A 24,184-nucleotide genomic window follows, 5' to 3' on the forward strand; every position below is an offset into this window, starting at 1 on the left:
ACTTATGGAGTTATTTGAAAAAGAAAGACGTGGAATCTATGTCTATTTTAAAAGTTTTAAAGATTTAAATAAATTAGAAAAATATGGGAACTTTATTTCTTATTCTAAAAGAGGTAGGTATGCATGCATTTATGTGGATGAAACTAGAATAGAAAGTATTGTTGCAGACCTTAAGAAGAAGAAATTCGTAAAAAAAGTAGAATTATCAGAAATGTCAAATTTACATTTATGTTTTGAGCATTTAGATAGTAATTTACAAACAAAACAATAATATTATAATAAGGGGGAGGCGAAAGCCATATTCTCCCTTATTTTAAAGAATTCATTAATAAGTAATATATTATATATTTATTGTGAGGAAACATGAGAGTAATAGCAGGAAAATATAGATCTATAAAATTAAATGCCGTTGACGGTATGAATACAAGGCCAACAACAGATAAAATAAAAGAAAATTTATTTAATATGATAGATTGCTATGATTGTAAAGTACTAGATCTTTTCGGTGGAACTGGTGGTTTAGGAATTGAGGCTTTAAGTCGTGGTGCTAAACATGCTACTTTCATTGACGGTAGTAATAATGCGATTAAGGTTATTAAAAGTAATATTGAAAAATGTAGAATTAGTAATGATGATTATTCTTTATATAGAAATGATTTCAAACGTGCTTTGAAGATTTTCGGGAAGAAGGAAGAAAAATTTGATTTGATTTTTCTAGATCCACCATATGATAAAGGATTAATAGATGATGCATTGAAAAATATTTTTGATAATCAGTTATGTAATGATGGTGCTTTAATTGTCTGTGAGAAGAGTAATACAGAAAAAATCACCATTATAAATGAAAATATCGAAGTAATAAGAGAAAAACAGTATGGAATTACAGACATAGTAATTTTTGAATATATGGAGAAATAAAATGAAAAGAAAAATAGCGATTGTACCTGGTAGTTTTGATCCTATTACTTACGGGCATATTGATATAATAAACAGAAGTGCTGAATTATTTGATGAAGTAATAGTAGCTATTTTGGTAAATCCTGACAAGAAATATTTATTTTCACTTGATGAGAGAGTGGAGATGATAAATGAAACAATTAAAGAAATTCCAAACGTTAAAGTTGATTCATTTTCAGGATTATTAGTAAATTATGCAAAGCAGGTAGGCTCAAATGTCATTGTTAGAGGATTAAGGGCGGTATCTGATTTTGAGTATGAGATGCAGTTAACATTTATGAATAAGGCGTTAGACGAAAACATTGAAACATTTTATATGATGGCTAATAAACAATATTCATTCATCAGTTCTAGTATTGTAAAAGGTGTTTCAGGTTTTGGTGCAGATTTATCGAAATTTGTACCTAAACATGTTGAAGAACGCTTAGAAAAAAAGACGAAAGAGAGAGGGTAAAATTGAAGAAAATCCTGTTTACTGGAGGGGGTTCAGCAGGTCACGTATCTGTTAATGTTGCCTTAATTCCAGAATTCAAAAAAAATGGATATGAAATCTCGTATATTGGCAGTAAAACTGGTATAGAAAACGAGATGATTGGTAAAATTCCAGAGGTTAAGTACTATAAAATAAGTTCAGGAAAGTTACGAAGATATTTTTCATGGGAGAATTTTATTGATCCATTTAAAGTACTAAAAGGAATTGTAGATTCTTTATTAGTATTAAAAAAGGAGAAACCAAATTTTGTATTTTCAAAAGGTGGATTTGTGAGTGTTCCAGTTTGTATCGCAGCTAGATTACTTAAGATTCCAGTTGTCTTACATGAGTCGGATCTTACACCAGGACTTGCAAATAAAATCAACATAAAGTTCTGTAATCATATTTTTACAACATTTGAAGATACACAAAAGTTCTTACCTAAAGGAAAAGCTAGTCTAATAGGTGCTATTGTAAGAGATGATATTTATACAGGTGATGCTAATCGCGCTTATGAACTAACAGGATTCACATCGGAAAAACCTGTGATGCTTGTTATGGGTGGATCATTAGGATCAAAAATTCTAAATGATTATATTTGGAATAATATTGATGAACTAATTAACAAATATCAGATAGTACACCTTGTAGGTAAAGGATTATTAAATGATAGTGTTGAAAAAGAAGGTTATAAGCAATATGAATTTTTAGCTAAAGAACTATTTGATGTACTGAAAATTACAGATTTTGCAGTTTCAAGAGCTGGAGCTAATGCCTTGTATGAATTTTTAGCTTTAGATTTACCTCCAATCTTAGTACCACTTGGAACTAATCAGAGTAGAGGTGATCAAATAGAAAACGCGAAGTTCTTTGAAAAAAATGGTTTCGCGAAAGTTGTCGCTGAAGAAGATTTTACCAATTTACCTGTTGATCAAATCTTTGATTTTTATGATAAACTTGATGATTATAAAAATTCAATGAAAGATTATAAAAAAGAAAAACGTGTTATTAATGACGTAAGTGAATTTTATAATAAAATAATTGAAAAAATAGGAGGTGAAAAATAGTATGAACAGATTAAAAATTACTTTTTACTTGAAGCTTCTGATTTTGATTCTGTTAGCATTTGTAGCAATTAAATTTCCGAATAATGATATCGATAGAATTATCGCTGATTTAATTGAGATTAAATCGTTGGCAACATTAGCTAAAATAATTTCATTAGTTTTTAATGATAAACTATTATTATTAATAATGGTTCTTTTATCAGTATTTCTAGTATGGATTAAAGAATTGAAAAAAGCTGTGTTTATTTTCTTTAGTGCTGGATTAGGTGGATTCTTCTTATCTGCATTAAAATACAGCATCCAAAGGGGTAGACCTCTACCTGAGATTCATGATGGTTTTAGTTTCCCAAGTGGACATTCTACATTTGTAGCATTATTTTTCTTAGCATTATTGTTTGTAATAAATAAAAAAGAAATTTTAAAAGTAATTGCTACTTTTGCAATAATTGCAATACCAATTTCAAGAATGGTTTTAGGTGCACACTTTTTAAGTGATGTTATTGCAGGATTATTACTTGGAAGCTTAGTAGTAGACTTTATGAAAGTCTATTATGTAAAAATTTATGATTTAATAATGAGGGTTTTAGGAAAAACAAATGAATAGATTAAAAAATAAAGAGGGTATAGTTGCAATCATTATTGCAATAATTCACTTTGCTCTATGGTATTATTTCGCATATGTCAGATTTGATGTGAATAATGTGAAATCTTATAAGTATATTTTAGGATTACCAGAATGGTTTTTTTACAGTTCGATAGTAGTAAGTATTTTAATAATAATATTAGTTATTATTTGTACAAATCTTTTACTTAATGATGAAATAAAAGAGGAGGAAAAATAATGACGAATACATTAGATTACAAAATACTAATTCTATTTGCAACAATATTTTTAGCGATAATTTTATTACCGTTAATGATGAACCGTATGAGTAAAGCGGAACACCATGGTGGTTTTTTCGAAAAGTACTATTTAGCAGATAGAAAAGTAAGTGGAATAGTACTTGCGATAACATTAATGTCAACTTATGGATCAGCTTCAACATTTTTAGGTGGTCCTGGAGTAGCGTATAAACTTGGTTATGGTTGGGTTCTTCTAGCTGTAATCCAAGTTGTAACTGGCTATTTTGTACTATTAGTCTTGGCAAAAAAATTTAAAAATGCTGCACAAAAAATTAATGCGATAACTATAAGTGATTATTTAAGAAATAGATATAATTCAAAATTAGTTGCATTTATTTCTACTTTGGCTATGATAGTATTTCTAATTGCTGCGATGAGTGCCCAATGGGTTGGAGGAGCAAAATTATTGTCAGCATTTATGGGTATTGAATATAAGACTGGTATAGTTCTTATTTCAGTAATTATTATATTTTGTGTAGTATTCGGTGGATTGAAGAATATTTTAATTACCGATATGATTCAAGGTTTAATAATGATATTTTCTACAATAATTTTACTGTTTGCAGTAATTAATTATGGTGGAGGAATTGATCAGATTACAGCGAACCTGGTTAATATTAATGAAAAGATATTAACTCCTTTTGGAGCTAATGGAAGTTTAACACCTAGTTATGTTAGTTCGTTTTGGGTATTAGTTGGAGTTGGGGTTATAGGTATCCCGCAGATTGCTATCAACTCAATGTTATATAAGAATAAAAGAAGTTTAAAACAATCTATTATCGTCGGATCAATAGTAATATTTATCGTAATGTTCGGAGTACATTTAATTGGAGTTATGGCTAGAGGAGTTTTCCCAGACATAAAAGACTACGATTCAGTAATTCCTATAATTACATTAAAAGTACTTCCATGGTATTTAGCTGCGTTGGTACTTGCAGCTCCTATGGCAGCTATTATAACAACTGTGAATGCTCAATTCTTATTAATATCATCGGCTTTGATAAAGGACTTATTATTTAATAACAAGTTTATAAAAGAAAAAATTACAAGTAAAAAAGTTCCTATATTTGTTTATGGGGTAAATATTTTAGTAATTTTACTTATAATGTTATTAAGTATGAGACCACCTAGTTTAATAGTTAATGTAAATCTATTTGCTTTTGGTGGATTAGAAGCAACATTCTTATGGCCTATATTATTAGGTTTATATTGGAAAAAAGCTGAGAAATATGGAGCATTAAGTTCGATAGTAGTAGGTTTACTTAGTTATATACTAATAAAAACAGTTTATGTAATTAAATTTATTGAACCTGTTGTGATATCATTATTAATCTCACTTGTGGTATTTATGATGGTTTCATTAATAGCTAGTAAAAAACAATTGAAAAAATAGTTATATTGTAATAAAATAAAAATAATAGAGTAAGGAGGTAGGACAATGTCAAAAAAAGTTATTGTAAAACATACAGATGCTGAGAAATTTACTGTAAGTAATATGCTTACTGTAGGAAAAGAATATGAAGTAGTAAATGAAACAGAAGAATATGTATTTGTGGTAGATAATAGCGGTAAAGTTGGTGGTTATTACCACGATTATTTCGAAGAAGTAAAATAATATAAGGGGTAATATTATGAAAAATAATACTATAAAGAATACAGTTCTAGTTGTTTTATTTATAATATTAGCACCACTTATTCTTGTAGGGGTAACAACCGTAGGAAATTCACTTGGAGGAAAATCTAAAGATAAGGTAGTTCAAACTACAGAACAACAAACAGCTAAAGTTCCAGAAGAAACTAAAGCTGAAAGTAATAATAATATACCTAAGGCTAGTAATTCTAAAGTAACAGAAGGAACTACTTCTAAAAAAGAGTCAACAAATAATAATAACAATAATGATACTAATACTGAAAAGAGTGAATCTTCAGGTGTAGTAAGTACAACTCCTGTAGCAGGTCAAGATTATGTGATTAAATCAGGTGATTCATTATTTGTTATCGCCTCTAAAGCATATGGAGAAGCGAATGCTCAAAATGGTGTAGAAAAAATAAAAGAAGCTAATAATATTAGTAATAATAATATTGCAGCTGGACAAAAAATTCAAATACCGAAAATATAAAAAAGAAATCATCTCAAAACTTAATGAGATGATTTCTTTTTGTTAAATTGCTTTGCGTTTTGAAAAAATAGAATATATCACACTAATCACTAATCCAACAAGAACTAGAGATATTGCTACATAAAATGCATCTGTAAAGTCACCGTTGTGCTTTGCTGCAATACCAGCAGCGTACTTAGGAGCAAAAAATGCAGCAGTAGAGAATCCTATAAATACAATTCCATAGTTTACTCCTTGGTTAATAGGACCGAATGTCTTCATTACTAATGGTGCGAAGACTCCCATAGTTCCTCCAAAACATAAACCAAGGAGAACAAGTCCAACTGTAAGACCAAGAGTAGTTCTTATATTAACTAGAATTAATAAAGATATAGCGATTACTGAGTAGATAGCAATAAGAGTTTTTTCGTGACCGATTTTATCTGAAACTATTCCCCAGAAGATACGTCCTAAACAGTTTGATAAAGCATAAATACTAACAAATGTTGCTGCAACAGAAGCTGTTAGTCCAAACATAGTTTGGCTAATAACTGATGCATTTGATGCTACCATAAGACCAGAGAATGCACCGATAGCAAACATTGAGATTATGAAGTAAAATGATAAACTCATTAGCATCTGTTTCCAGTTTTTGTTAGCAGCTTCTTGCTTAATTTCAGCCACAGGTTGAACCCAACCTTCAGGTTGATAATTTGCAGGAGCAACTTTTATGAAGAATAGAGCTATAATAATGATTACTAAGTAAACACTACCTAGGTAGATGAATGCATTGTGTACTCCATAATTAGCTATAAGACTATGTGCGATTGGAGCGGCAATTACACTAGCACCACCCATAGCACCAGTTATTAGACCAGCAGCTAATCCTCTTTTATCAGGGAAGAATCTAAGTGCATTACTTATAATTCCAGAGTATGCAAATGCTTGTCCGACACCTGATAATACACCATAGCTAAAATATAACATTCCTTTTGTAGTAGCAAATCCAGTAAGAATAAATCCGACAGCAAATAGTATTCCTCCTAAAATTATAGAAATATTTGCTTTTCCTTTATCTGTAATAAATCCTCCAAGAATAGTAGGAATAGGGGCGATAGCAGCATTTATAGTAAATGCTAGCATAACATCTGGCATACTCCATCCTTTTGAAACACTTAGAGGTTTTGCAAAAACACTAAAAGAATATAGTGATCCAGCACACAACAAAATTGCCATTGAGGCGAATAAGACAGTCCATCTTGTATTTTTTTTCATTTAATCATCCTTTCAAAAAAATATTTATGTAAACTAATATGTTAACATTAAAAATTCGGCTAATCAATAGATTAGTCGAATTTTTAATGAGATTTAATAAAGATATCAATATTTCTAATTATTCTTGAAATCATTATTTAGTATTTCTAATTTTTTTATTAATATGTTAATTTGTTCATCTGAAAGACTCAGACTTAATCTAATATAGTTTTCACCACCTTGACCAAAAACATGGCCAGGCATAGTAACAATTCTATATTTTTTTAGTAATAATTCAAAGAAACTTTGGCTGTCATATCCGTTTTTAACTTTTAACCAGATAAAAATTCCACCTTCTGGTTTAAAATATGAATATCCCAATTCATCAAGTTTAGAAGTTATTTTATCTATTCTTTTTGAATAAGTTTCTTTTATATGACTAGTTAAGTTTTTATAATTTTTTAATGCAGTTATTACTGTATCCTGAATTGCTCCATAGATATTAGCGTGGAAAATTGTATTATATTCTTTTAGTCCACGAATAATTTCTTTGTTCCCAACAGCAAAACCAATTCTTAGACCTGAAATTGAGAAGTTTTTGGAAAACGAGAAAAATTCAATTCCTACTTCTTTAGCTCCTTCAGTTTGCATAAATGCTGGAGAGTATCCTTCTTTATAATAGAAATTAGAATATGCATGATCTTGAAGAACTACGATATTATTTTCTTTTGCCCACTTGACTGTTTGTTCATAAAACTCTTTCGTAGCTACTGCACCAATAGGATTAGAAGGATAGTTTAAAAATATAAGTTTAGCATCTCTAAGCACTTCTTCAGGAATATCAGAATAGTCTAGTAAATAATTATTTTCTTGTTTCAATTCTATCTCTTCATATTTAGCTTGGGCTAATGCAATTCCTTGAATGTAGTCAGGATAACTTGGTACTGGTAATAACACCGTATCATTTGGATTTAGTAGTACTGAAGGAATACTTGATAATCCAGATTTAGTACCAAATACTAAAGCAATTTCACTTTTAGGATCTGCGTCAATATTATAGTTTTCTTTCAACCACTGAGATATTTCATTTAATAATGTTACTTTACCATCAAATGCTCCATATCTCATATTTTCAGGTTTTCTTATAGCTGTTTCCAATTCTTTAAGTAAAAGTTCAGGGGTATCAGAGTCTGGAACTCCGATACCCGCATTTAATAATGGATTACCATTTGAACTTTCCTCAGAGATTAATTTGAAAATAGGGTAGAATACATTTTCAGGAATATTTTTAATTGTATTTGATAATTCAATTTTCATAATTAATCACGTCCTTGTTAATTATTTTCCAGGTTTGTCAAATCCTTTGAAATCTTTATTGATGATTTCATCAAATTCTTTAGATTGAACGATTTCTACTAAATCTTTAGCGAATTGTTTGTCTTTGTTTGCAGTAGTTACAACAACGTTGTTACGGTTGTTTTCGTTCATTTTTTCTAAGATTAATGCTTTTGTTAAATCAAATTTAGCAGCAAGTGCGAAGTTTCCTGGTACTGCAGCAAGTGTAGTACTACTTAATGATCTAGCAAGTTGACCAGCTTCTAATTCTGTAAATTTAAGTTTTTTAGGATTTTCTACTACATCGTTTTTAGTGATTTTTAGTACGTCAGTATTAGGTTTGATTTTGATTAAATCAGCAGCAGCTAATAATGCATAAGCACGAGCAGCGTTTGAAGGGTCATTTGGAAGAGTTACTTCAGCACCTTCTGGTAAATCTTTAAGATCTTTAACTTTATCAGAATATAATCCCATTGGTGCAGTTGGAACAGGAGCAAGTGCTGTTAAGTCCATTCCATTTTGTTCAGCAAATTTTTTCATGTAAATTTTGTGTTGGAATAAGTTTGCGTCTAATTCACCACTGTTTAAAGCTTTGTTAGGTTGGATGTAATCTGAGAATTCTGTTACTTTAACTGTATATCCTTTTTTCTCAAGAAGAGGTTTAAGTGCTTTGTTTACCATATCAGCATAAGGACCAGATGTTGCACCTATTTTTATTTCTTTTTTCTCTCCACCACCATTATTGCTTGAGCTTGTAGCTCCACAAGCAGCTAGAGTAATAGCTAAAAACGCTGTAAAAACAACTGTTAATAATTTTTTTAGTTTGTTCATAAATATAAATCTCCTTTAAATTAATTTTTTTTGAATTTTTTTGAAATTGAATTTCCTATATATTGTGTAATTTGGACTAAGATAATTAATAGAATTACTGTAATCCACATTGTGAAATTATCAAAACGATAATAACCATATCTAATCGCAAGGTCTCCAATTCCACCACCACCAACAACACCAGCCATTGCTGAAAAAGCAATTAGGTTGATTAAAGTTAGAGTAATAGATTGGATAATTCCAAACATAGCTTCAGGTATTAAAACTTCTTTAACTATTAATTTTAGAGAAGCTCCAGAAGCAACTGCTGACTCAATAACACCATAGTCTATTTCATTTAGTGAAGTATCAACTAATCTCGTAAATAGAGGTATAGCTGCAACTGTTAGTGGAACTATTGCTCCAGTAGGTCCAGTTGATTTTCCTAATAAAAATAGAGTAAATGGTATCAAGAATACCAAAAGAATAATAAATGGAATAGAACGAATTGTGTTAACTAGAAAATCGACCGTTTTATAAATAATAACATTTTTGAACAGAAGTCTATTACTAGTTAAGAATAAAACTACTCCTAAAAATAATCCGACAATTACTGTAATTATTATTGAAACACTTATCATGTATAATGAATCGGCAAATGATTTAATTAATTCTGGTTGAAGATTTTTCCATTGTTCTATTAAACTTAGATTATTTTCCATATACATTCACCTCCACATCATTAACTTGATCAATTAAGTGATTTACAAATTTCTCTGTGTTATCAGGTTCACCGACTACTGAAAAAGTTAAGCTTCCTAACTGTTTATTTTGAATGTATTCGATTCGACCAGCAAGTATGTTAGTAGTAACATTATATTTATTAGCTAAAGTTTGAATTAGAGGCTCTTTAGTTGCTTCACCTTTAAAAATAACCCTTATTACAGTTTCATTTTTATAATGTTCAGCAAGATGCTCTTCAAAATCTTCATCATTGTGTAGATTAGCTATAAATTCTTGCATTAATTTCGTTTTTGGATTTGAGAAAATCTCATAAACAGAATTTAACTCGATAATTTCACCATTTTCCATTACTGCTACATTATCACAAATTTGTTTTATTACTTCCATTTCATGAGTAACAAGAATAATTGTGATTCCTAATTTACGATTGATTTCTTTTAATAAAGACAAAATTTGTTTAGTTGTAACAGGGTCTAATGCACTTGTTGCTTCATCACAAAGTAATAATTTTGGATTATTTGCCAAAGCTTTAGCAATACCGACACGTTGCTTTTGACCACCAGAAAGTTGGCTTGGATAAACATTCTTTTTATCAGAAAGTCCTACAAGTTCTAACAATTCATCTATTCTTTTTGGAATATCTTTCGGATCAACATCTCCGGCTTTTAAATTAAATGCAATATTTTCACCTACAGTTTTAGAACTAAGAAGATTAAACTGTTGAAAAATCATTCCAATTTTTTGCCTGTATGATCGTAAATCCTTTCTATTTAGTTTGTTAACAACTTGGTTATCTACAATTACTTCTCCTTCAGAAGGCGTTTCTAATAGGTTAAGACATCGTAGAAGAGTACTTTTTCCAGCACCTGAGTAACCGATAATTCCAAAAATTTCACCAGCTTTTACATGAAGGTTAGTAGGTTTTAACGCTTGGATTTCTTTACCTTTTTGATAAAAGGTTTTGCTAACATTATTAAGATTAATCATATATTTCTCCTTTCTTATAATAAAAAGACGTACTCTAGCTTTTGCTAAAGGACGTCTTAACGTGTTACCACCTTTATTTATACAATAATCACTTATTGTACCTCAGTAAGTTACAAACATAACTTTTGCTATAACGGGCAATACCGTAGTAAAAACTATATGCTCAAAGTCCATTTCTCTTACATCTAACTATTCTCTTTCAGCAACCGAGAACTCTCTAAAAGTAGATTGTAAGATTCTACTTATCAACGCATTAAATTGTTAATGAATATATTCTAGCATAAATTTTCTGACAATGCAACAAAAAAATTCAAAAGTTTACATGAAGAATGTTAATTTTCGGGATAATGACTATCTCTAACTAAAAAAATATAAAACTGATTTTAACTGTTTTAAAAGATTAATGTCATATATTAACTAATAAATGGATGTAATATTTTAAAATACATATCCTATTAAAAGTTTGTTGCATTAGGTCTTTTATGATATAATGAAGGATGTTACATAGGAGGAATTATGTTTAAATTTTTTAGAAAAACTGAACAAGTACAAAAAACTGAAAAACAAGAATTAAAAAAAATTCCGACACACGTTGCTATAATAATGGATGGTAATGGACGTTGGGCTAAAAAAAGAAATATGCCTAGAATTAAAGGACACTATGAAGGAATGCAAACTGTAAAAAAAATCACAAAGTATGCATCAAAATTAGGTGTTAAATATTTGACTTTATATGCATTTTCTACGGAAAACTGGGCTAGACCGAAGGAAGAAGTTAGTTATTTAATGGATCTTCCAGAGAAGATGTTTAGTAGTTTTATGCCAGAACTTATGGAAAATAACGTAAAAGTTGAAGTCATAGGTGTGGTAGAAAAACTTCCAGAAAATACTAGAAAAGCAGTTAATGATGCAATTGAACAAACAAAAAATAATACAGGATTAAAATTAATTTTTGCCTTAAATTATGGTTCTAAAGACGAAATGTTAAGGGCAATTAAACAAATTGCAAAAGATGTTCAAGATAATAAATATAGTGCTGAAGAAATTTCTGAAGAGCATGTTAGTGCAAATCTATTTACATCTAATACACCAGATCCTGATTTATTAATAAGAACTTCAGGAGAACAAAGAATTTCAAACTTCTTACTGTGGCAAATTGCTTATAGTGAGTTTTTATTCACAAAAGTAGCTTGGCCTGATTTTAATGAAGATGAATTCTATCAAGCTTTATTAGAATATCAAAGTAGAGATAGAAGATTTGGAGGTTTAAATGAAGACTAGGATAATAACGGCTATAGTAGCATTAATTGTTTTCTTACCTTTATTATTTTTAGGTGGAGATTATTTCAAATTTACAACTTTTGCACTTGGTGTGATGGCTATGTATGAAATAGTTAGAATGACTTTTAAGGAAACTAACATCGTAGTTTTAAGTTTATCGTCATTAGCAGGAGCATTATTATTTTTACATAGTGAAGTTTCATCATTATTACAGTATTCTATAGTATATTTAATATTAATTGGTATGTTAGGTACTGTTGTTGTGACTGGGCATAAAATTAAATTAGTTGAAATTGGTTCAATAATATTCGTAACTGTTTATATATTTGTTGGTTTCTATTGTTTATTTATGTTGAGAAACTTAAGTTTAAGCCATGTAGCGTATTTATTACTTACTATTTGGTTTACAGATAGTTTTGCATATTTTGGTGGAATGAAATTTGGAAAAAATAAACTTTCACCTAATATAAGTCCAAATAAATCAATAGAAGGTTCAGTAATTGGAAGTGTATCATCGATAGCGATAGCATTATTGTTCTTCTTTACAACTAATATTTTTTCAAATTTATTAGTTGCAATTGTTGTAACATTGATAGTAAGTGTAATCGGACAATTTGGTGATTTAATTGAATCAGCATATAAGAGAGAATATCAAGTTAAAGATAGTAGTAATTTATTACCAGGTCATGGTGGTATATTTGACAGATTTGATTCTGTAATATTATCAGCTCCATGTTTAATATTATTACTTAGTTTATTTTAGAATATAGAAAGGGGTATTAGATGCAAGGTATTATAGCATTTATATTAATATTTTTTGTAGTAGTAACTATTCATGAATTTGGGCATTTTATAGTTGCTAAAAGATCAGGAATATTGTGCCAAGAGTTCGCAATAGGAATGGGACCCAAAATCTTCCATAAAAAAATAGGAGAAACTAATTTTACTATTAGACTTCTACCTGTAGGTGGATACGTAAAAATGCCTGACAATGTTTTTGATTTCAACAATGATATGTCAGTATATGATCTTAAAAAAGGTATGAAAGTTAGTTTAAAACTAGATGAAAATGATAATGTTGAAAAAATAGTTCTAGATAAAAGTAATGATATGGATTTACTTCCATTAGAATTAAACGAATTTGATTTAACAGAAAAACTTTTTGTTGAAGGATTCGTTGGAGATAAGATAGAACGTTATGAAGTAAGAAAAGATGCATGTGTTGCATTTGGTGGTATGGAAGAACAAATTGCTCCAGTTGAAAGAATGTTTTCTTCACATTCATGGGGGAAAAAATTCTGGACATTATTCGCGGGACCATTGATGAACTTTATATTAGCACTAGCAATTTTCTTAGGTATTTCAATCTATAGTGGTGTTCCATCAAATACTACTCGCTTAGGAGAAATAGCGGCCAATTACCCAGCTTACTCATCTGGACTAAAAGAAGGCGATGTAGTTGAGCAGGTAAATGGTAAGAGTGTTACAACATGGAATGAAATGACAAAAGAAATCGTAGGTTCTAATGGTTCTGAGCTTATATTAAAAATTTCACGTGATGGTTCACAACAAGAGATTAAAATAACTCCAAAAGAAGAGATTTCGGTGAAAAAAGGAAAAGAGGTTAAAACTTATAAACTTGGTATTAATCAAGCTTATGAAAAAGATCTAGTTGGTTCTATTAAGAATGGTTTCGAACAAACTCTTTTCTACGGAACAATGATTTTCATGGGAATTGTTAATTTATTTGCTTCATTATTCAGTGGTGGATTTAGTTTAAATCAACTAGGTGGACCTGTAGCAATTTATGAAATGTCTTCAGCTGCTGCACAAAGTGGATTACTAACAACCCTAAGATGGACAGGGATTTTAAGTGTAAACTTAGGACTAATGAACTTAATTCCTATTCCAGTTCTTGATGGTGGAAGAATAATTTTTGTAATTTACGAAGCAATATTTAAGAAACCAATTAATAAAAAAGCCCAATATTACTTGACAGTAGCATTTGGTTTATTAATGGTAGCATTAATGTTAGCTGTAACATGGAATGATGTTCAAAGATTATTTGGAAAATAGAAAATTATGAAGAGGAGATTAACATATCTTCTCTTCATTTTTTTAATATATAGATAAAAGAGATTAAGTATTAGGAAATCTCTTTTAATTTTTATCAATTTAATTTAAATTAATTTAAGATATAATATCGATAGGTATTAAATATCTATTAAACTATTTGTACAATTTTTAGTATTAAAGGGAGTATCTCAAAAATTATGATTTCTTAAGAAACAAGATTTTGTCTAGTCACCTCCCGTAAAGTATATTAAATATCTAAAAAGCTTTTATAAAAAGAATTTAGATATCGATAAACTACTGTGTCTATGAGTTATCATATGAACTTTGTTAAATATAGTTTTTTTTGGTCTAGCTCTTTATCAGGCTGTTGATAAATACAAAATATGCATGAGTCAACAGCCTGAAAAAAACGACTAATTAGTCGTCTTTTTTATTCTTTTTATTTTTTTTATTTTTAATTTTTTCATATGAATTTTGAATAATTATAGTTAGGATTATTATTGAGTATAGTATAACAAAGGTTTTTATATGTTCTTGATTTATGTTTATCTTTAAAGTGTTTTTTATATAAGAAAAGTATAGAATAGGGAAAATTATTAAAGATATTATATCATAATATTTATTATTCATAATTAAATCACAACATAAGATACATAGTTTAAGCTCATTATACTTCTACTTATATGATAATATACGTCAATACCTTTACCTTGCCAATATGCTTGTTGTATAGCTTGTTCAAATGCACTTGGACTACTGAAAGATTGAATTAATCCTAAAGCTCCTAATCCCCAACCATAAGGGCCTCCAATTAGTCTACCCGTAATGAAACTAATTATTGTACTTAAACCTTTAGATTTAGGTAGTGCATTCTTATAAATTTCTCTTACACCCCAATTATTTATATATGCAACTTTTCTAGCTGAATAATAAGGTCCGTAAGCACGTGGAGCTGCTCTAAATTTAGTTTGACTGCTTATGTTATTAATTTCAGGTTTTAATATTGATTTGATTAAATTATATTCTTCTTGTGTTATTTTTTTTCTTTTAGTAATTGTTGTGCTTTAAGTAATTCATTTTCGACGTCAATCTTAGATAAATCTATTGTTGTTGTAAATGTATTATTTGCTTTTATATTTTCATTTTGTATATTTGTTTTAGCGTTAGCTATATTAGAATTATCGATTAAAGAAAAAATAGGGCTAATTATTAATCCTAATGATAAAATTGAGTAAGTTAGTTTATTTTTTTTTGTTTTCATAATGGTTCCCTCACTTATAAAGTAAAACTTAAATTGTATTTACAACTACATATTAATTTAATAAGTATATACTTAAATCTATCTTAAATATATCATGAAAGTTTGATGAAAACAACACGAAATAGATGATGACATATTTTCTAAAAAATATGTTAAAAGTATGATATAATGAAATAGTTAGAGCTTTTTATTTAATATAAAAATTAAATAAAATTTGAGTTGAGATATTATGATATAATAAATCCATATAGTAAAAATAAAAACTGTCGAATAGTAGTTTGTGAGTGAGTCTGTGAGTACGGGTATTAAGATCACACGCAACAAAGAAGAACAAGCAGAAACTACTAGATAGGCGTGCCTTTAGGTACGCTGGGAGTGACTCAAAAATCGTGATTTCGGAGAAATCGATTTTGTGGAGTCGTCCCCGCACAGTTTATTAGATAATCTAAAAAGTTTTTATGAAGTGAATTTAGATATCAATAAACCACTGAGTCTATGTGTTTTCATGTAAACTATTTTTTAAATCTAGTACCTTTGGATCAGCCTCTTCATTTTTTATTATATTGATAAAAGAGATTTAGTATTAGGAAATCGCTTTTAATTTTAATAGATTTAATATATAATATCGATAGGTATTAAATACCTATTAAACTATTTTTTACAATTTTAAAATACTAAAGAGTCATGCAATAATGCAAGGCTCTTTTTTTCATATTAGTTATAGAAGCGTATCTAACAATATTTTATCATTCTCTGTTATTTTATTTCGTTTTAAGCTATAATATAATAGAGATAATTTATAGAAAAAAGGTGATTATATGGTTAAATTTTTACATACTGCAGATTGGCATATTGGAAGAAAATTACAAGGAAAAGATTTATTAGAAGATCAACAATATGTAATGAATAATTTGATCAGAAAAATTGATGAGACTAAACCTGACTTTTTAATAATTGCAGGTGATTTATATGATAGAAGTGTTCCTAGTAAAGAGGCTACAACACTTTTACAGGAACTCCTAGTGAAAATTAACATAGAATGTAATATACCAATTTTTGCAATTAGTGGTAATCATGATAGCAGGGAGAGATTAGCTATAGGAGAAGCTTGGTTTAGCAAGCATAAATTCTATCTTCATACAAGATTAAATCAAGTATTTGATAAGATTACCATTGAAGATACGGATATATATTTATTACCATATTTTGAACCTTTTGAAGCAAGAAAATATTTTGAGGATAGCACTCTAACAACTCACAATTCGGCAACAAAAAGAGTAATTGATGAAATTTATAAAAATATAGATATGAATAAAACTAATATTTTAGTAGCTCATACTTTTGTATCTGGAGGGCTAGAAACTGATTCTGAAAGAGAAATTTCAGTAGGAACTGTTGAAAATGTAGCAATTGAAATTTTTGAAAAATTTGATTATGTAGCTTTAGGTCATCTTCATAATCCGAATGCTATAAAAGAAGAACGTATAAAATACAGTGGTAGTCCAATGGCTTATTCATTCTCTGAAGCAACACAGACAAAAGGAATGAGGCTGGTAAAATTAACAAAAGAAATTTTTACTGAAGAGTTTATTTCCTTGGAACAAAAACGTAAATTGCATAATATTAGTGCAAGATATGAAGAGGTATTTACAAAAGAATTTCAACAAAATTTTGATTGTAAAAATGATTATTTTAGTATGGAATTAAGTGGCTTGGAAGGTGTAACAGATCCATTACCAAGAATTAAAGAATATTATCCTAATACTTTGATACTTAAACAAAAAAGAAATAATAATAGTAATATTGAAATGAAACTCGATAAAGAGATGTTGACTAAAAGTCCACTAGAATTGATAGAAGGATTTTATAGTGAGCAAACAGGTAGCGAGTTAACAGTAGGGCAAAAACAAGTGCTGGTAAATATTATAGATAAGGTGAATCAAGATGAAACCAATTAGATTAGAATTAAGAGAATTTGGTCCATATAAAGATGAAATAATTGAATGGGATAGAATAATAAATGAACCTATATTTTTAATAACAGGAAAAACCGGTTCTGGAAAATCTACGCTTTTTGATGCTATTACTTATGCGTTATATAATAAAACGACTGGTGGTAAAGATGTAGCTTCTTTAAGAACGAAAACAGCTAGTGATAAAGATAAAACACAGGTAAATTTTGACTTTGAATTGAATGGTAAAAGATATAGAATTGAGAGAACTTTGGCTTATTTGAAGACTGGTAATAAAAATTTAACTTCTGGAAAGGTTGCTTTAATGCAATACAATTATGAAGGATTAGAAGTTATTGCAACAAAAGAGCAAGAGGTTAAAGAAAAAGTAGAAGAATTAATAGGCTTAGATGACAAGCAATTTTGTCAAATTATTATATTACCTCAAGGTAAATTTAAAGAGTTTCTATTATCAAAATCAAGTGAGAAGAAAGAAACTTTAAGGTCGTTATTTAACACTTATTTTTATCAAAAATTTGTAGATCAATTACAAGAACAAGCAAAAAAATTAGATAGTAATAACAAACAAAAAGAAAAAGAATTAATTACAAGATTTGAACAGTTTGATATAGATGGAGAACTAACAAAGTTTGAATTTTTAAAAGATGAGAATTTTGAGGAAATAAATGAAATAATTTTATCTCAAGAAAACGAGATAGAAACAGAAAAAAAAGAATTAGCTAAATTAGAAAAAAATCTTATAAAATCAAAAGAAAATTTTATAGAATTAAGTAAACTGAATGATAAATTTTTAAATCTTGAAGATAATAAGGTAAAAATTGATGAATTAAATAAAAAAGACGATTATTTCAATAAACTAAAAATGGAAGTAGAAAAGTTAACGGAGTTACAAAAAAGTAACGATAAAATAACAGAATATGTAAGTTTATTAGATAAACAACTTCAATTAACAAAACAGGGAAAATCTTTGCTAGATGAAAAAGAGCGATATAAGAAAGATTTAGCTATGAATAATGAGCTGGAAACTAAACTTAATTCAATGAAAGAAAAAATTGAATCACTTAGAAAAGAGACAACAGATTTAAAATTCTTTTATAACAATATAGATGAACTGATAGTGGCTAAAAGTGAAATAAACATATTTACTAATAAACTTGAAGAACTAAATCAAAAAAAAGAATCTGTAAAAGAAATAGAAACTAGTTTGAAAAGTGAAAAAGAAAATTATTTTGAATCGAATGAAGAAAAGAATATTCTAGATAGTAGCATAGGAAAGTTAAAATTAGAGATTTTAAAGAAAGAACAAGAAGTAGAAAAACTAAAAGAGTTTGAAAAAAAATCATCAGAATTAAATGATAAAAAGCTTAATTATGAAGCTTCAAAAAAAAATTTAGAAGAGTTGCAGGTAATAAAAGAAGATATTGAAAAAGATGTATTATTGCTGAAAAGTAATAAAGAACAAGAAGTACTAAATAGTTTTTTAGTGAAGTTGCATGAGGGTGACGATTGCCCACTTTGTAAACAGAAAATCGAGCATCTTCCAGAGGTAACTACACTTGTAGAAGTAGATGATGATATAGAAAAATCATTACAAGATGTTACTGAAAAAGTAATAAAATTAGAAACCCTTTTACAAAAAGACGAACAAGATATTCAAAATTTAACTACAGAAATAAAAGATTTAGAAGATTCTATTAATCTTAAAGCCGTAGAACAATTATCTCAATTAGAAGATGAATTAAAACATGAAACTACTAATTTAACAGAAGTTGTTGAAGGATTAAAAAAATCGGAAGTTAGAATAAAAGGCTTTGAAAAAGAGATAGAAAATCTGTCAGTTTTACTAAAAGATGAAGATCAGTTAAAACAAAAACAATCGCAAGCTAAAAATAAAATTGATCAATTTGAAAATAATGTAAATATAGAGTTAGAAGAGTTTAAGGGCTATTATGAAAATAATATAGTTCAAATTAATGAATTTGATAATAACTATAATAAATTCCAGGAAAATAATAATGAGTTACAAATTAGGAAAACAAAAATAGAAACTGAGCAGAAAAATAATGAAGAGAATTTATTAGAAGTTACTAAAGGTATTGAAGTCATAGTAATGAATTTTACAAAATCTAAACTTAGTAAATATTATAATTCTTTAGAACAAGCTAAAGAAAACATCAAGGAATTAGAAAAATTAGAACAATATCAAACTCAAATTGATGAATTTGAAGATACTAAGAAGATAGTTATAAATTCTCTGAAACAACTTGAAGAAGAATTAACGAATACAGTAAGACCTGATTTAGAAGAAGAACGCAAGAAATTGCAAGATATAGAAGATAAGGTTTCTAATTTTATAGAAAAAATGGCAATTCTTACAACGAGATTATCGAATAATAAGAAATTATACGAAAAAATTCATAGTGAGTATCTCAACTTATTAAAAACGTCTAAAGATACACGAGAAATAATAGCTTTAAGTGATGTTGTTAGTGGAAAAACAGAAAATAGAAAGTCTCTAGAAACGTATGTACAAGGATATTATTTAGACTTGATACTCGTTGCAGGAACGAAAAGATTACTACAGATGACAAATGATCGTTACAGATTCATTAGACGTGAAGAAAAATCTAAAGGTGGAGGGCTGCAAGGTCTAGAAATAGAGATACATGATATTTATCTAAATAGTACGCGTATTATAAGTTCTCTATCTGGAGGAGAATTATTCTTAGCTTCGTTAGCGTTGGCACTAGGTTTAGCAGAAGTAATACAAAATGAGAGTGGCGGAATCTCTTTAGAAACTATTTTTATAGATGAAGGATTCGGTTCATTGGATGCTGAAACTTTAGATATTGCATTAACAACATTAATAGATCTTCAGTCTTATGGAAGAAATATAGGTATAATATCTCATGTTAGTGAACTTAAAGAACGAATTAGACCGAAAATTGAGGTATATGCTAAAGATAATTATGCAAAAGTAAAAATGACTGGAGTATAAATTAAATTAATAAAAGAAAGGAGAAACAATGAATTTAGAATTATTAGTAGGTCCAAGTGGTGTCGGTAAGACTAACTATATACTAGATGATATAGAGTTAAATAGAAAAGATAATAAGATAATAGTGTTGACTCCGGAACAAAACAGTTTTAATTTCGAAAAAATCTTATGTGATAAGTTCGGTGGAACATTTAATATTGATGTTATGAATTTCTCAAGTTTAACTAGAAGGCTATCTAAACAACTCGGAATCGATAATCTTAAGAGATTAGGTGACAATATTAAACCATTTTATTTCTATAAGGCTGCGAAAAATCTAGAAAATAGTGAGAATTTTTTAGTAAAACGAATTTTACAAGATGCGAGTTTTATAGAAGTTGTAGAAGAAATTATAAATGAGTTAAAGGAATATACTGTAAGTATAAATACTTTAGAAGAGTATTTAGAAAAAAATAGTAATTTGGAAAAAAGTCATCGTGAAAAACTAGAAGCAATTTTAGAAATATACGTAGAGTACACAAGATTATTAAAAGAACAGAGTACATTTGATAAAGTAGATTATATAACTGAATTGTTATTATATTTAGAATATATCGATTTAAGTGACTATGTATTTTATGTCGATGCTTATTATAACTTTACAGCTCAAGAGTATAATTTTATAGAGAAATTAGCTAAAAAATCTAAAAAATTAATAATAAGTGTAATTAGTGATGCGAATAGATATTTTAACTTCGATCTTTTGCAGTTGATTCAAGGTTATGAATTAGAAAAGATGAAATATAATAGTTTTTATCTTTCAGATTTATTTAGCAAAGAGAAATACAAACTAGATATATTCAGAAAATCTCATGAAATTATTGCTAGTATGAATGAAATCGTGAAAAATAACCAAGATGTTAATTTTTCATTAGTAGCTTTTATTAAAAATGAAGAAGTGAGTGTATTAAAATTTGATATAAAGGACAGTATAGTAGAGAATTACAGTATACTAGAAAACCAAAATGGACGATTCACAGGAATTTCAAATAGTATTCTTGCTGAGAAATATTATAAAAATTTTACTGCACAATATGAGACTGATGATAGTATTGAGATTATTTGTGCTAAGAATAAAGAATTAGAAGTTAAACAAGTAGCACGTGAAATAGTAAAATTAAAAGAGGAAAAAAATATTGATCATAAAGATATAGCTATTCTTTATCGTGATAATACATATGAGAACTATGTGAATATATTTAAAGATTATAATATAGAAGTACATTTAGATAAAAATATAGAGACAAGTAATCATCGTTTAGTTAAATTTATTCAGGAAGTATTAAATTTTAATGATGGAAATTTTAAAATTAGGTTATTAAACCTATTAAAGACTAGATTAACAAACTTCGAGAATATTTATCGTCAAAAAGTTATTTCTTATATTCTATTAGATGATACAAGCGTTAATGAAAAACAATTAGAAAAGTTAATAGCAGAATTAGACGTGGATACGATTAAAGAAAGAATTTCTAAGAGTAACCTAATTGTATCATCAACTACTAAGTTTAGTTATAATGATTTGTTAGAAAAAGTTAGAGTAATTTCTATAGATGATGTTGAAAATATATTAAATGAGAAATTAGTAAATTCTTCTAATGATATATTAAAAGATTATTTTGTTGAAAAAACAATTAAATATTCTACAGAACAACTACAAATTTGTAAAGAGGTACTATTAGAATTCTCTGCTAAGGTTTCTGAAGTATCTATGAAAGATAACCTACAAGTTAAACGTTATGTGAAAAAACTAGTTGATGTATTTGATTATTGTAAAATCAGAATGTATCTCGATAAAGAAGATGGAGATTATGATGATATAGAAGAGTTGAAAGTGGATAGTATTGATAGACAAGTTTATAAAAAAGTCTTGGAATATATGAATGATATAAATGAGAATTTTGGTATTGATAAGTTTGAATATCAAAAATTTGTAACACTTTTTAATGCTGGATTAACTACTATCAAGTATCGTTCAATACCAGAGATAAACAATTCTATAATTATGTCTACAATGGATTTAGCTAAGGTAGAAAATAAAAAAGTAGTTTTTGTTATTGGATTTAACAAAGATGTATTACCAGTATCAAAGAGTGCAGGATTAATAGACGATAAAGATAAGGAAGAACTAATTTTAAGGGATATCTTCTTATCTCCAACTAAAGAAGCGGCTCTTATTGATGAAGAATTTGTAGCATATGTGGCTTTAACTCGCGCAAAAGATAAGACATATATATGTTATAGTTTATTAGATAAAAGTTTCAAAGAAAACTTTGCTTCTCCATATTTGAGTACAGTAAAATCATTGTTTCCACAATTAGAAGAAAAACAAACTTCAAAAATATTAGAATTTTCTATTTCAGACTATAGTTATTATTTAGAAAATTTTTCAGAAATTGTTTCTGATAAAGAATTCAACTACTTGTTTTCAAAAGTCTATCGAAGATTTATGGAAGTAAAAGATAGTAAGACGAAAGAAGTTGAAATATTAGTAGAACTTATGATTAAGTTTTTAGAAAACTATCAGATGTTAATATCTTCGGAGAGTATTGAAAGTTATGAAGTACTAGATGAATTAAATGATAGAATATTCTTTTCTAAAGACAATAGTATTAAAAATTATTTATCTAAAATAATTAGAGATTACAAGTTTGAACTTAACGAAAATACAATTGAAGAATTTTTAGAAGTGAAAAAAGATACTTTCTCTAAGTTTAGTATATCTAAAATTTCTGATTTTGAGAGAAATCCATATCAGTTCTTCATTAAACGAGTTCTTGGAATAGCAGAAGAAAGAGATATAGATATTGATAATCTTGTTTCAGGAAGATTTTTCCATGCGGTGATGGCAGATGAAAGAATCGTTAATTTTATTGCTGAATGTGGAAGTAAGATAGATATTGAAGTTCAAGAAGATGAAGATATCGCTAGAAAATTTAAAATAAAAGATATTGTGAGAGATGTTGTTTATACTAGTGATAACAAAGATATACTAGAAACTCTAAAATTAATAGAATTGTTAAATACTCATAAATATCTATTAATTAATATGCTTCAAAGATTAGAGATAGCGATAGCAATTGAAATAAAATATTTTGCTTTAACAAAATTTATACCGACATTCTTAGAAAAGCCATTTTCTTTAAAGATAGAAGACAATATTATTACGTGTGAAAATATTGAAACTGGCGAGATTAATAAGAAAGAGTTACTTCAACAATATAATATTCCCCCTATTAGATTTGTCGGTGTAATAGATAGGGTTGATGTTTTAGATAAAAATATTTCTATTATCGATTATAAGAGTAGTCAGACAGATTTTACGCTAGATAGTATTGAATTAGGATTTATTTCTCAAATTTTAACATACGCGTTAGCATGCGAATTGATGTTCAATAAGAAATCTGAGGATATTCTTGGGATTTTTTATAGAGAAATTGCCAAGTTAGGAAAAGATTTAAAAACATACAGATTAAGAGGTTTAGCCAATAGTGATTTAATATTAAAAGAAGACTTTTTAGAAATTGCACCAGAAGTTATGTATGTTAGAACTACGAAGAAAGGTGCTATCCATGGGGCTGATGCACATAAAGCTTATAGTAGTCCGGAATTAGAAAAATTGGTTAATAAAAATCTTCACAATGTGATGTGTTTATTAGAAAAAATATTCTCATTTGATTACTCACTAAACAATTATGAAGTAGATAATCAGTATCTTGCTGAAAAACAAACTTTATTTAATTTTGCATCTAATAATGATACGAGATTAGATTATAAATATAAAGTTGATATTAAACCGAAAGAATTAAAAGAAAAGTTGTTGAAAGAATAGATTTTTAATTGATTATAATCTTTTAAAGAAAAAATATAATATTAGAGATAATTCGATAAAATGGTTACTAAAACACACGCATTAATTTGATTATCT

General features: G+C 28.0%; 21 protein-coding genes and 1 other annotated feature. Of the genes, 15 read left to right on the top strand and 6 right to left on the bottom strand.

What is annotated here, in order from left to right; translation table 11 throughout:
- Window positions 1–4: 4 nt before the first annotated feature.
- The 9 genes from ACWOA3_RS01000 to ACWOA3_RS01040 all read left to right on the top strand — a co-directional run bounded on the left by ACWOA3_RS01000 (window position 5) and on the right by ACWOA3_RS01040 (window position 5,519).
- Entirely contained in the window at window positions 5–271 is a 267-nt protein-coding gene (locus ACWOA3_RS01000; RefSeq protein ID WP_003146512.1) for a DUF2129 domain-containing protein, read from the top strand.
- A gap of 92 nt (window positions 272–363) precedes the next feature.
- The gene (rsmD, locus tag ACWOA3_RS01005) at window positions 364–918 is read left to right on the top strand and encodes a 16S rRNA (guanine(966)-N(2))-methyltransferase RsmD (protein WP_456883811.1); all 555 of its coding nucleotides are present in this window, start codon (window positions 364–366) and stop codon (window positions 916–918) included.
- Window position 919: 1 nt separating this feature from the next.
- Window positions 920–1,411: a pantetheine-phosphate adenylyltransferase gene (coaD, locus tag ACWOA3_RS01010; RefSeq protein ID WP_003146509.1), complete on the top strand. Its 492-nt coding sequence runs from the start codon at window positions 920–922 to the stop codon at window positions 1,409–1,411.
- 2 nt (window positions 1,412–1,413) lie between these two features.
- The gene (locus ACWOA3_RS01015) at window positions 1,414–2,496 is read left to right on the top strand and encodes an undecaprenyldiphospho-muramoylpentapeptide beta-N-acetylglucosaminyltransferase (protein WP_456883812.1); all 1,083 of its coding nucleotides are present in this window, start codon (window positions 1,414–1,416) and stop codon (window positions 2,494–2,496) included.
- Window position 2,497: 1 nt separating this feature from the next.
- Entirely contained in the window at window positions 2,498–3,100 is a 603-nt protein-coding gene (locus ACWOA3_RS01020) for a phosphatase PAP2 family protein (RefSeq protein ID WP_456883813.1), read from the top strand.
- Window positions 3,093–3,338 carry a DUF997 family protein gene (locus ACWOA3_RS01025; protein WP_003146503.1) on the top strand — a complete coding sequence of 82 codons (246 nt, stop codon included), beginning with the start codon at window positions 3,093–3,095 and terminating at the stop codon, window positions 3,336–3,338. Before ACWOA3_RS01020 ends, ACWOA3_RS01025 begins: the two co-directional genes overlap by 8 nt.
- On the top strand, window positions 3,338–4,792 hold the full coding sequence (panF, locus tag ACWOA3_RS01030) for a sodium/pantothenate symporter (protein ID WP_003146502.1): 1,455 nt from the start codon (window positions 3,338–3,340) through the stop codon (window positions 4,790–4,792). Before ACWOA3_RS01025 ends, panF begins: the two co-directional genes overlap by 1 nt.
- 45 nt (window positions 4,793–4,837) lie before the next feature.
- Complete coding sequence (locus ACWOA3_RS01035) at window positions 4,838–5,014, top strand: DUF6501 family protein (protein ID WP_003146501.1); 177 nt, start codon at window positions 4,838–4,840, stop codon at window positions 5,012–5,014.
- A 16-nt stretch (window positions 5,015–5,030) separates the two neighbouring features.
- The gene (locus tag ACWOA3_RS01040) at window positions 5,031–5,519 is read left to right on the top strand and encodes a LysM peptidoglycan-binding domain-containing protein (protein ID WP_003146500.1); all 489 of its coding nucleotides are present in this window, start codon (window positions 5,031–5,033) and stop codon (window positions 5,517–5,519) included.
- Window positions 5,520–5,561: 42 nt separating this feature from the next.
- On the opposite strand, the gene ACWOA3_RS01045 is transcribed toward ACWOA3_RS01040, so the two are convergent.
- The 5 genes from ACWOA3_RS01045 to ACWOA3_RS01065 all read right to left on the bottom strand — a co-directional run bounded on the left by ACWOA3_RS01045 (window position 5,562) and on the right by ACWOA3_RS01065 (window position 10,628).
- Window positions 5,562–6,773 carry an L-lactate MFS transporter gene (locus tag ACWOA3_RS01045; protein ID WP_442565902.1) on the bottom strand — a complete coding sequence of 404 codons (1,212 nt, stop codon included), beginning with the start codon at window positions 6,771–6,773 and terminating at the stop codon, window positions 5,562–5,564.
- 114 nt (window positions 6,774–6,887) lie between these two features.
- Window positions 6,888–8,069 carry an aminotransferase class I/II-fold pyridoxal phosphate-dependent enzyme gene (locus ACWOA3_RS01050; RefSeq protein WP_456883814.1) on the bottom strand — a complete coding sequence of 394 codons (1,182 nt, stop codon included), beginning with the start codon at window positions 8,067–8,069 and terminating at the stop codon, window positions 6,888–6,890.
- A 21-nt stretch (window positions 8,070–8,090) separates the two neighbouring features.
- Window positions 8,091–8,918: a MetQ/NlpA family ABC transporter substrate-binding protein gene (locus tag ACWOA3_RS01055; protein WP_003146495.1), complete on the bottom strand. Its 828-nt coding sequence runs from the start codon at window positions 8,916–8,918 to the stop codon at window positions 8,091–8,093.
- A 20-nt stretch (window positions 8,919–8,938) separates the two neighbouring features.
- On the bottom strand, window positions 8,939–9,619 hold the full coding sequence (locus ACWOA3_RS01060; RefSeq protein ID WP_271987873.1) for a methionine ABC transporter permease: 681 nt from the start codon (window positions 9,617–9,619) through the stop codon (window positions 8,939–8,941).
- Window positions 9,609–10,628, bottom strand: a complete 1,020-nt coding sequence (locus ACWOA3_RS01065; RefSeq protein ID WP_003146492.1) for a methionine ABC transporter ATP-binding protein — start codon at window positions 10,626–10,628, stop codon at window positions 9,609–9,611. Before ACWOA3_RS01065 ends, ACWOA3_RS01060 begins: the two co-directional genes overlap by 11 nt.
- 44 nt (window positions 10,629–10,672) lie before the next feature.
- Window positions 10,673–10,886: a binding site (T-box leader), on the bottom strand.
- 258 nt (window positions 10,887–11,144) lie between these two features.
- Here ACWOA3_RS01065 and ACWOA3_RS01070 point away from each other — a divergent pair.
- From ACWOA3_RS01070 to rseP, 3 genes are read left to right on the top strand one after another with little or no spacing between them, the layout of a single operon-like run.
- Complete coding sequence (locus tag ACWOA3_RS01070) at window positions 11,145–11,909, top strand: isoprenyl transferase (protein ID WP_003146490.1); 765 nt, start codon at window positions 11,145–11,147, stop codon at window positions 11,907–11,909.
- Entirely contained in the window at window positions 11,899–12,672 is a 774-nt protein-coding gene (locus ACWOA3_RS01075) for a phosphatidate cytidylyltransferase (RefSeq protein WP_442565900.1), read from the top strand. Before ACWOA3_RS01070 ends, ACWOA3_RS01075 begins: the two co-directional genes overlap by 11 nt.
- A 20-nt stretch (window positions 12,673–12,692) precedes the next feature.
- Complete coding sequence (gene rseP / locus ACWOA3_RS01080) at window positions 12,693–13,985, top strand: RIP metalloprotease RseP (protein WP_456883815.1); 1,293 nt, start codon at window positions 12,693–12,695, stop codon at window positions 13,983–13,985.
- A gap of 1,033 nt (window positions 13,986–15,018) precedes the next feature.
- On the opposite strand, the gene ACWOA3_RS01085 is transcribed toward rseP, so the two are convergent.
- Complete coding sequence (locus tag ACWOA3_RS01085; protein ID WP_456883816.1) at window positions 15,019–15,246, bottom strand: hypothetical protein; 228 nt, start codon at window positions 15,244–15,246, stop codon at window positions 15,019–15,021.
- A gap of 818 nt (window positions 15,247–16,064) precedes the next feature.
- On the opposite strand from ACWOA3_RS01085, the gene ACWOA3_RS01090 reads away from it, so the two are divergent.
- From ACWOA3_RS01090 to ACWOA3_RS01100, 3 genes are read left to right on the top strand one after another with little or no spacing between them, the layout of a single operon-like run.
- Window positions 16,065–17,204 carry an exonuclease SbcCD subunit D gene (locus ACWOA3_RS01090; protein ID WP_456883817.1) on the top strand — a complete coding sequence of 380 codons (1,140 nt, stop codon included), beginning with the start codon at window positions 16,065–16,067 and terminating at the stop codon, window positions 17,202–17,204.
- Window positions 17,191–20,217, top strand: coding sequence for an SbcC/MukB-like Walker B domain-containing protein (locus ACWOA3_RS01095; RefSeq protein WP_456883818.1), 3,027 nt, complete (start codon window positions 17,191–17,193; stop codon window positions 20,215–20,217). Before ACWOA3_RS01090 ends, ACWOA3_RS01095 begins: the two co-directional genes overlap by 14 nt.
- Window positions 20,218–20,245: 28 nt before the next feature.
- Window positions 20,246–24,088, top strand: coding sequence for a PD-(D/E)XK nuclease family protein (locus tag ACWOA3_RS01100; protein ID WP_456883819.1), 3,843 nt, complete (start codon window positions 20,246–20,248; stop codon window positions 24,086–24,088).
- Window positions 24,089–24,184 lie beyond the last annotated feature (96 nt).

This window comes from Gemella taiwanensis (genome assembly GCF_054054385.1).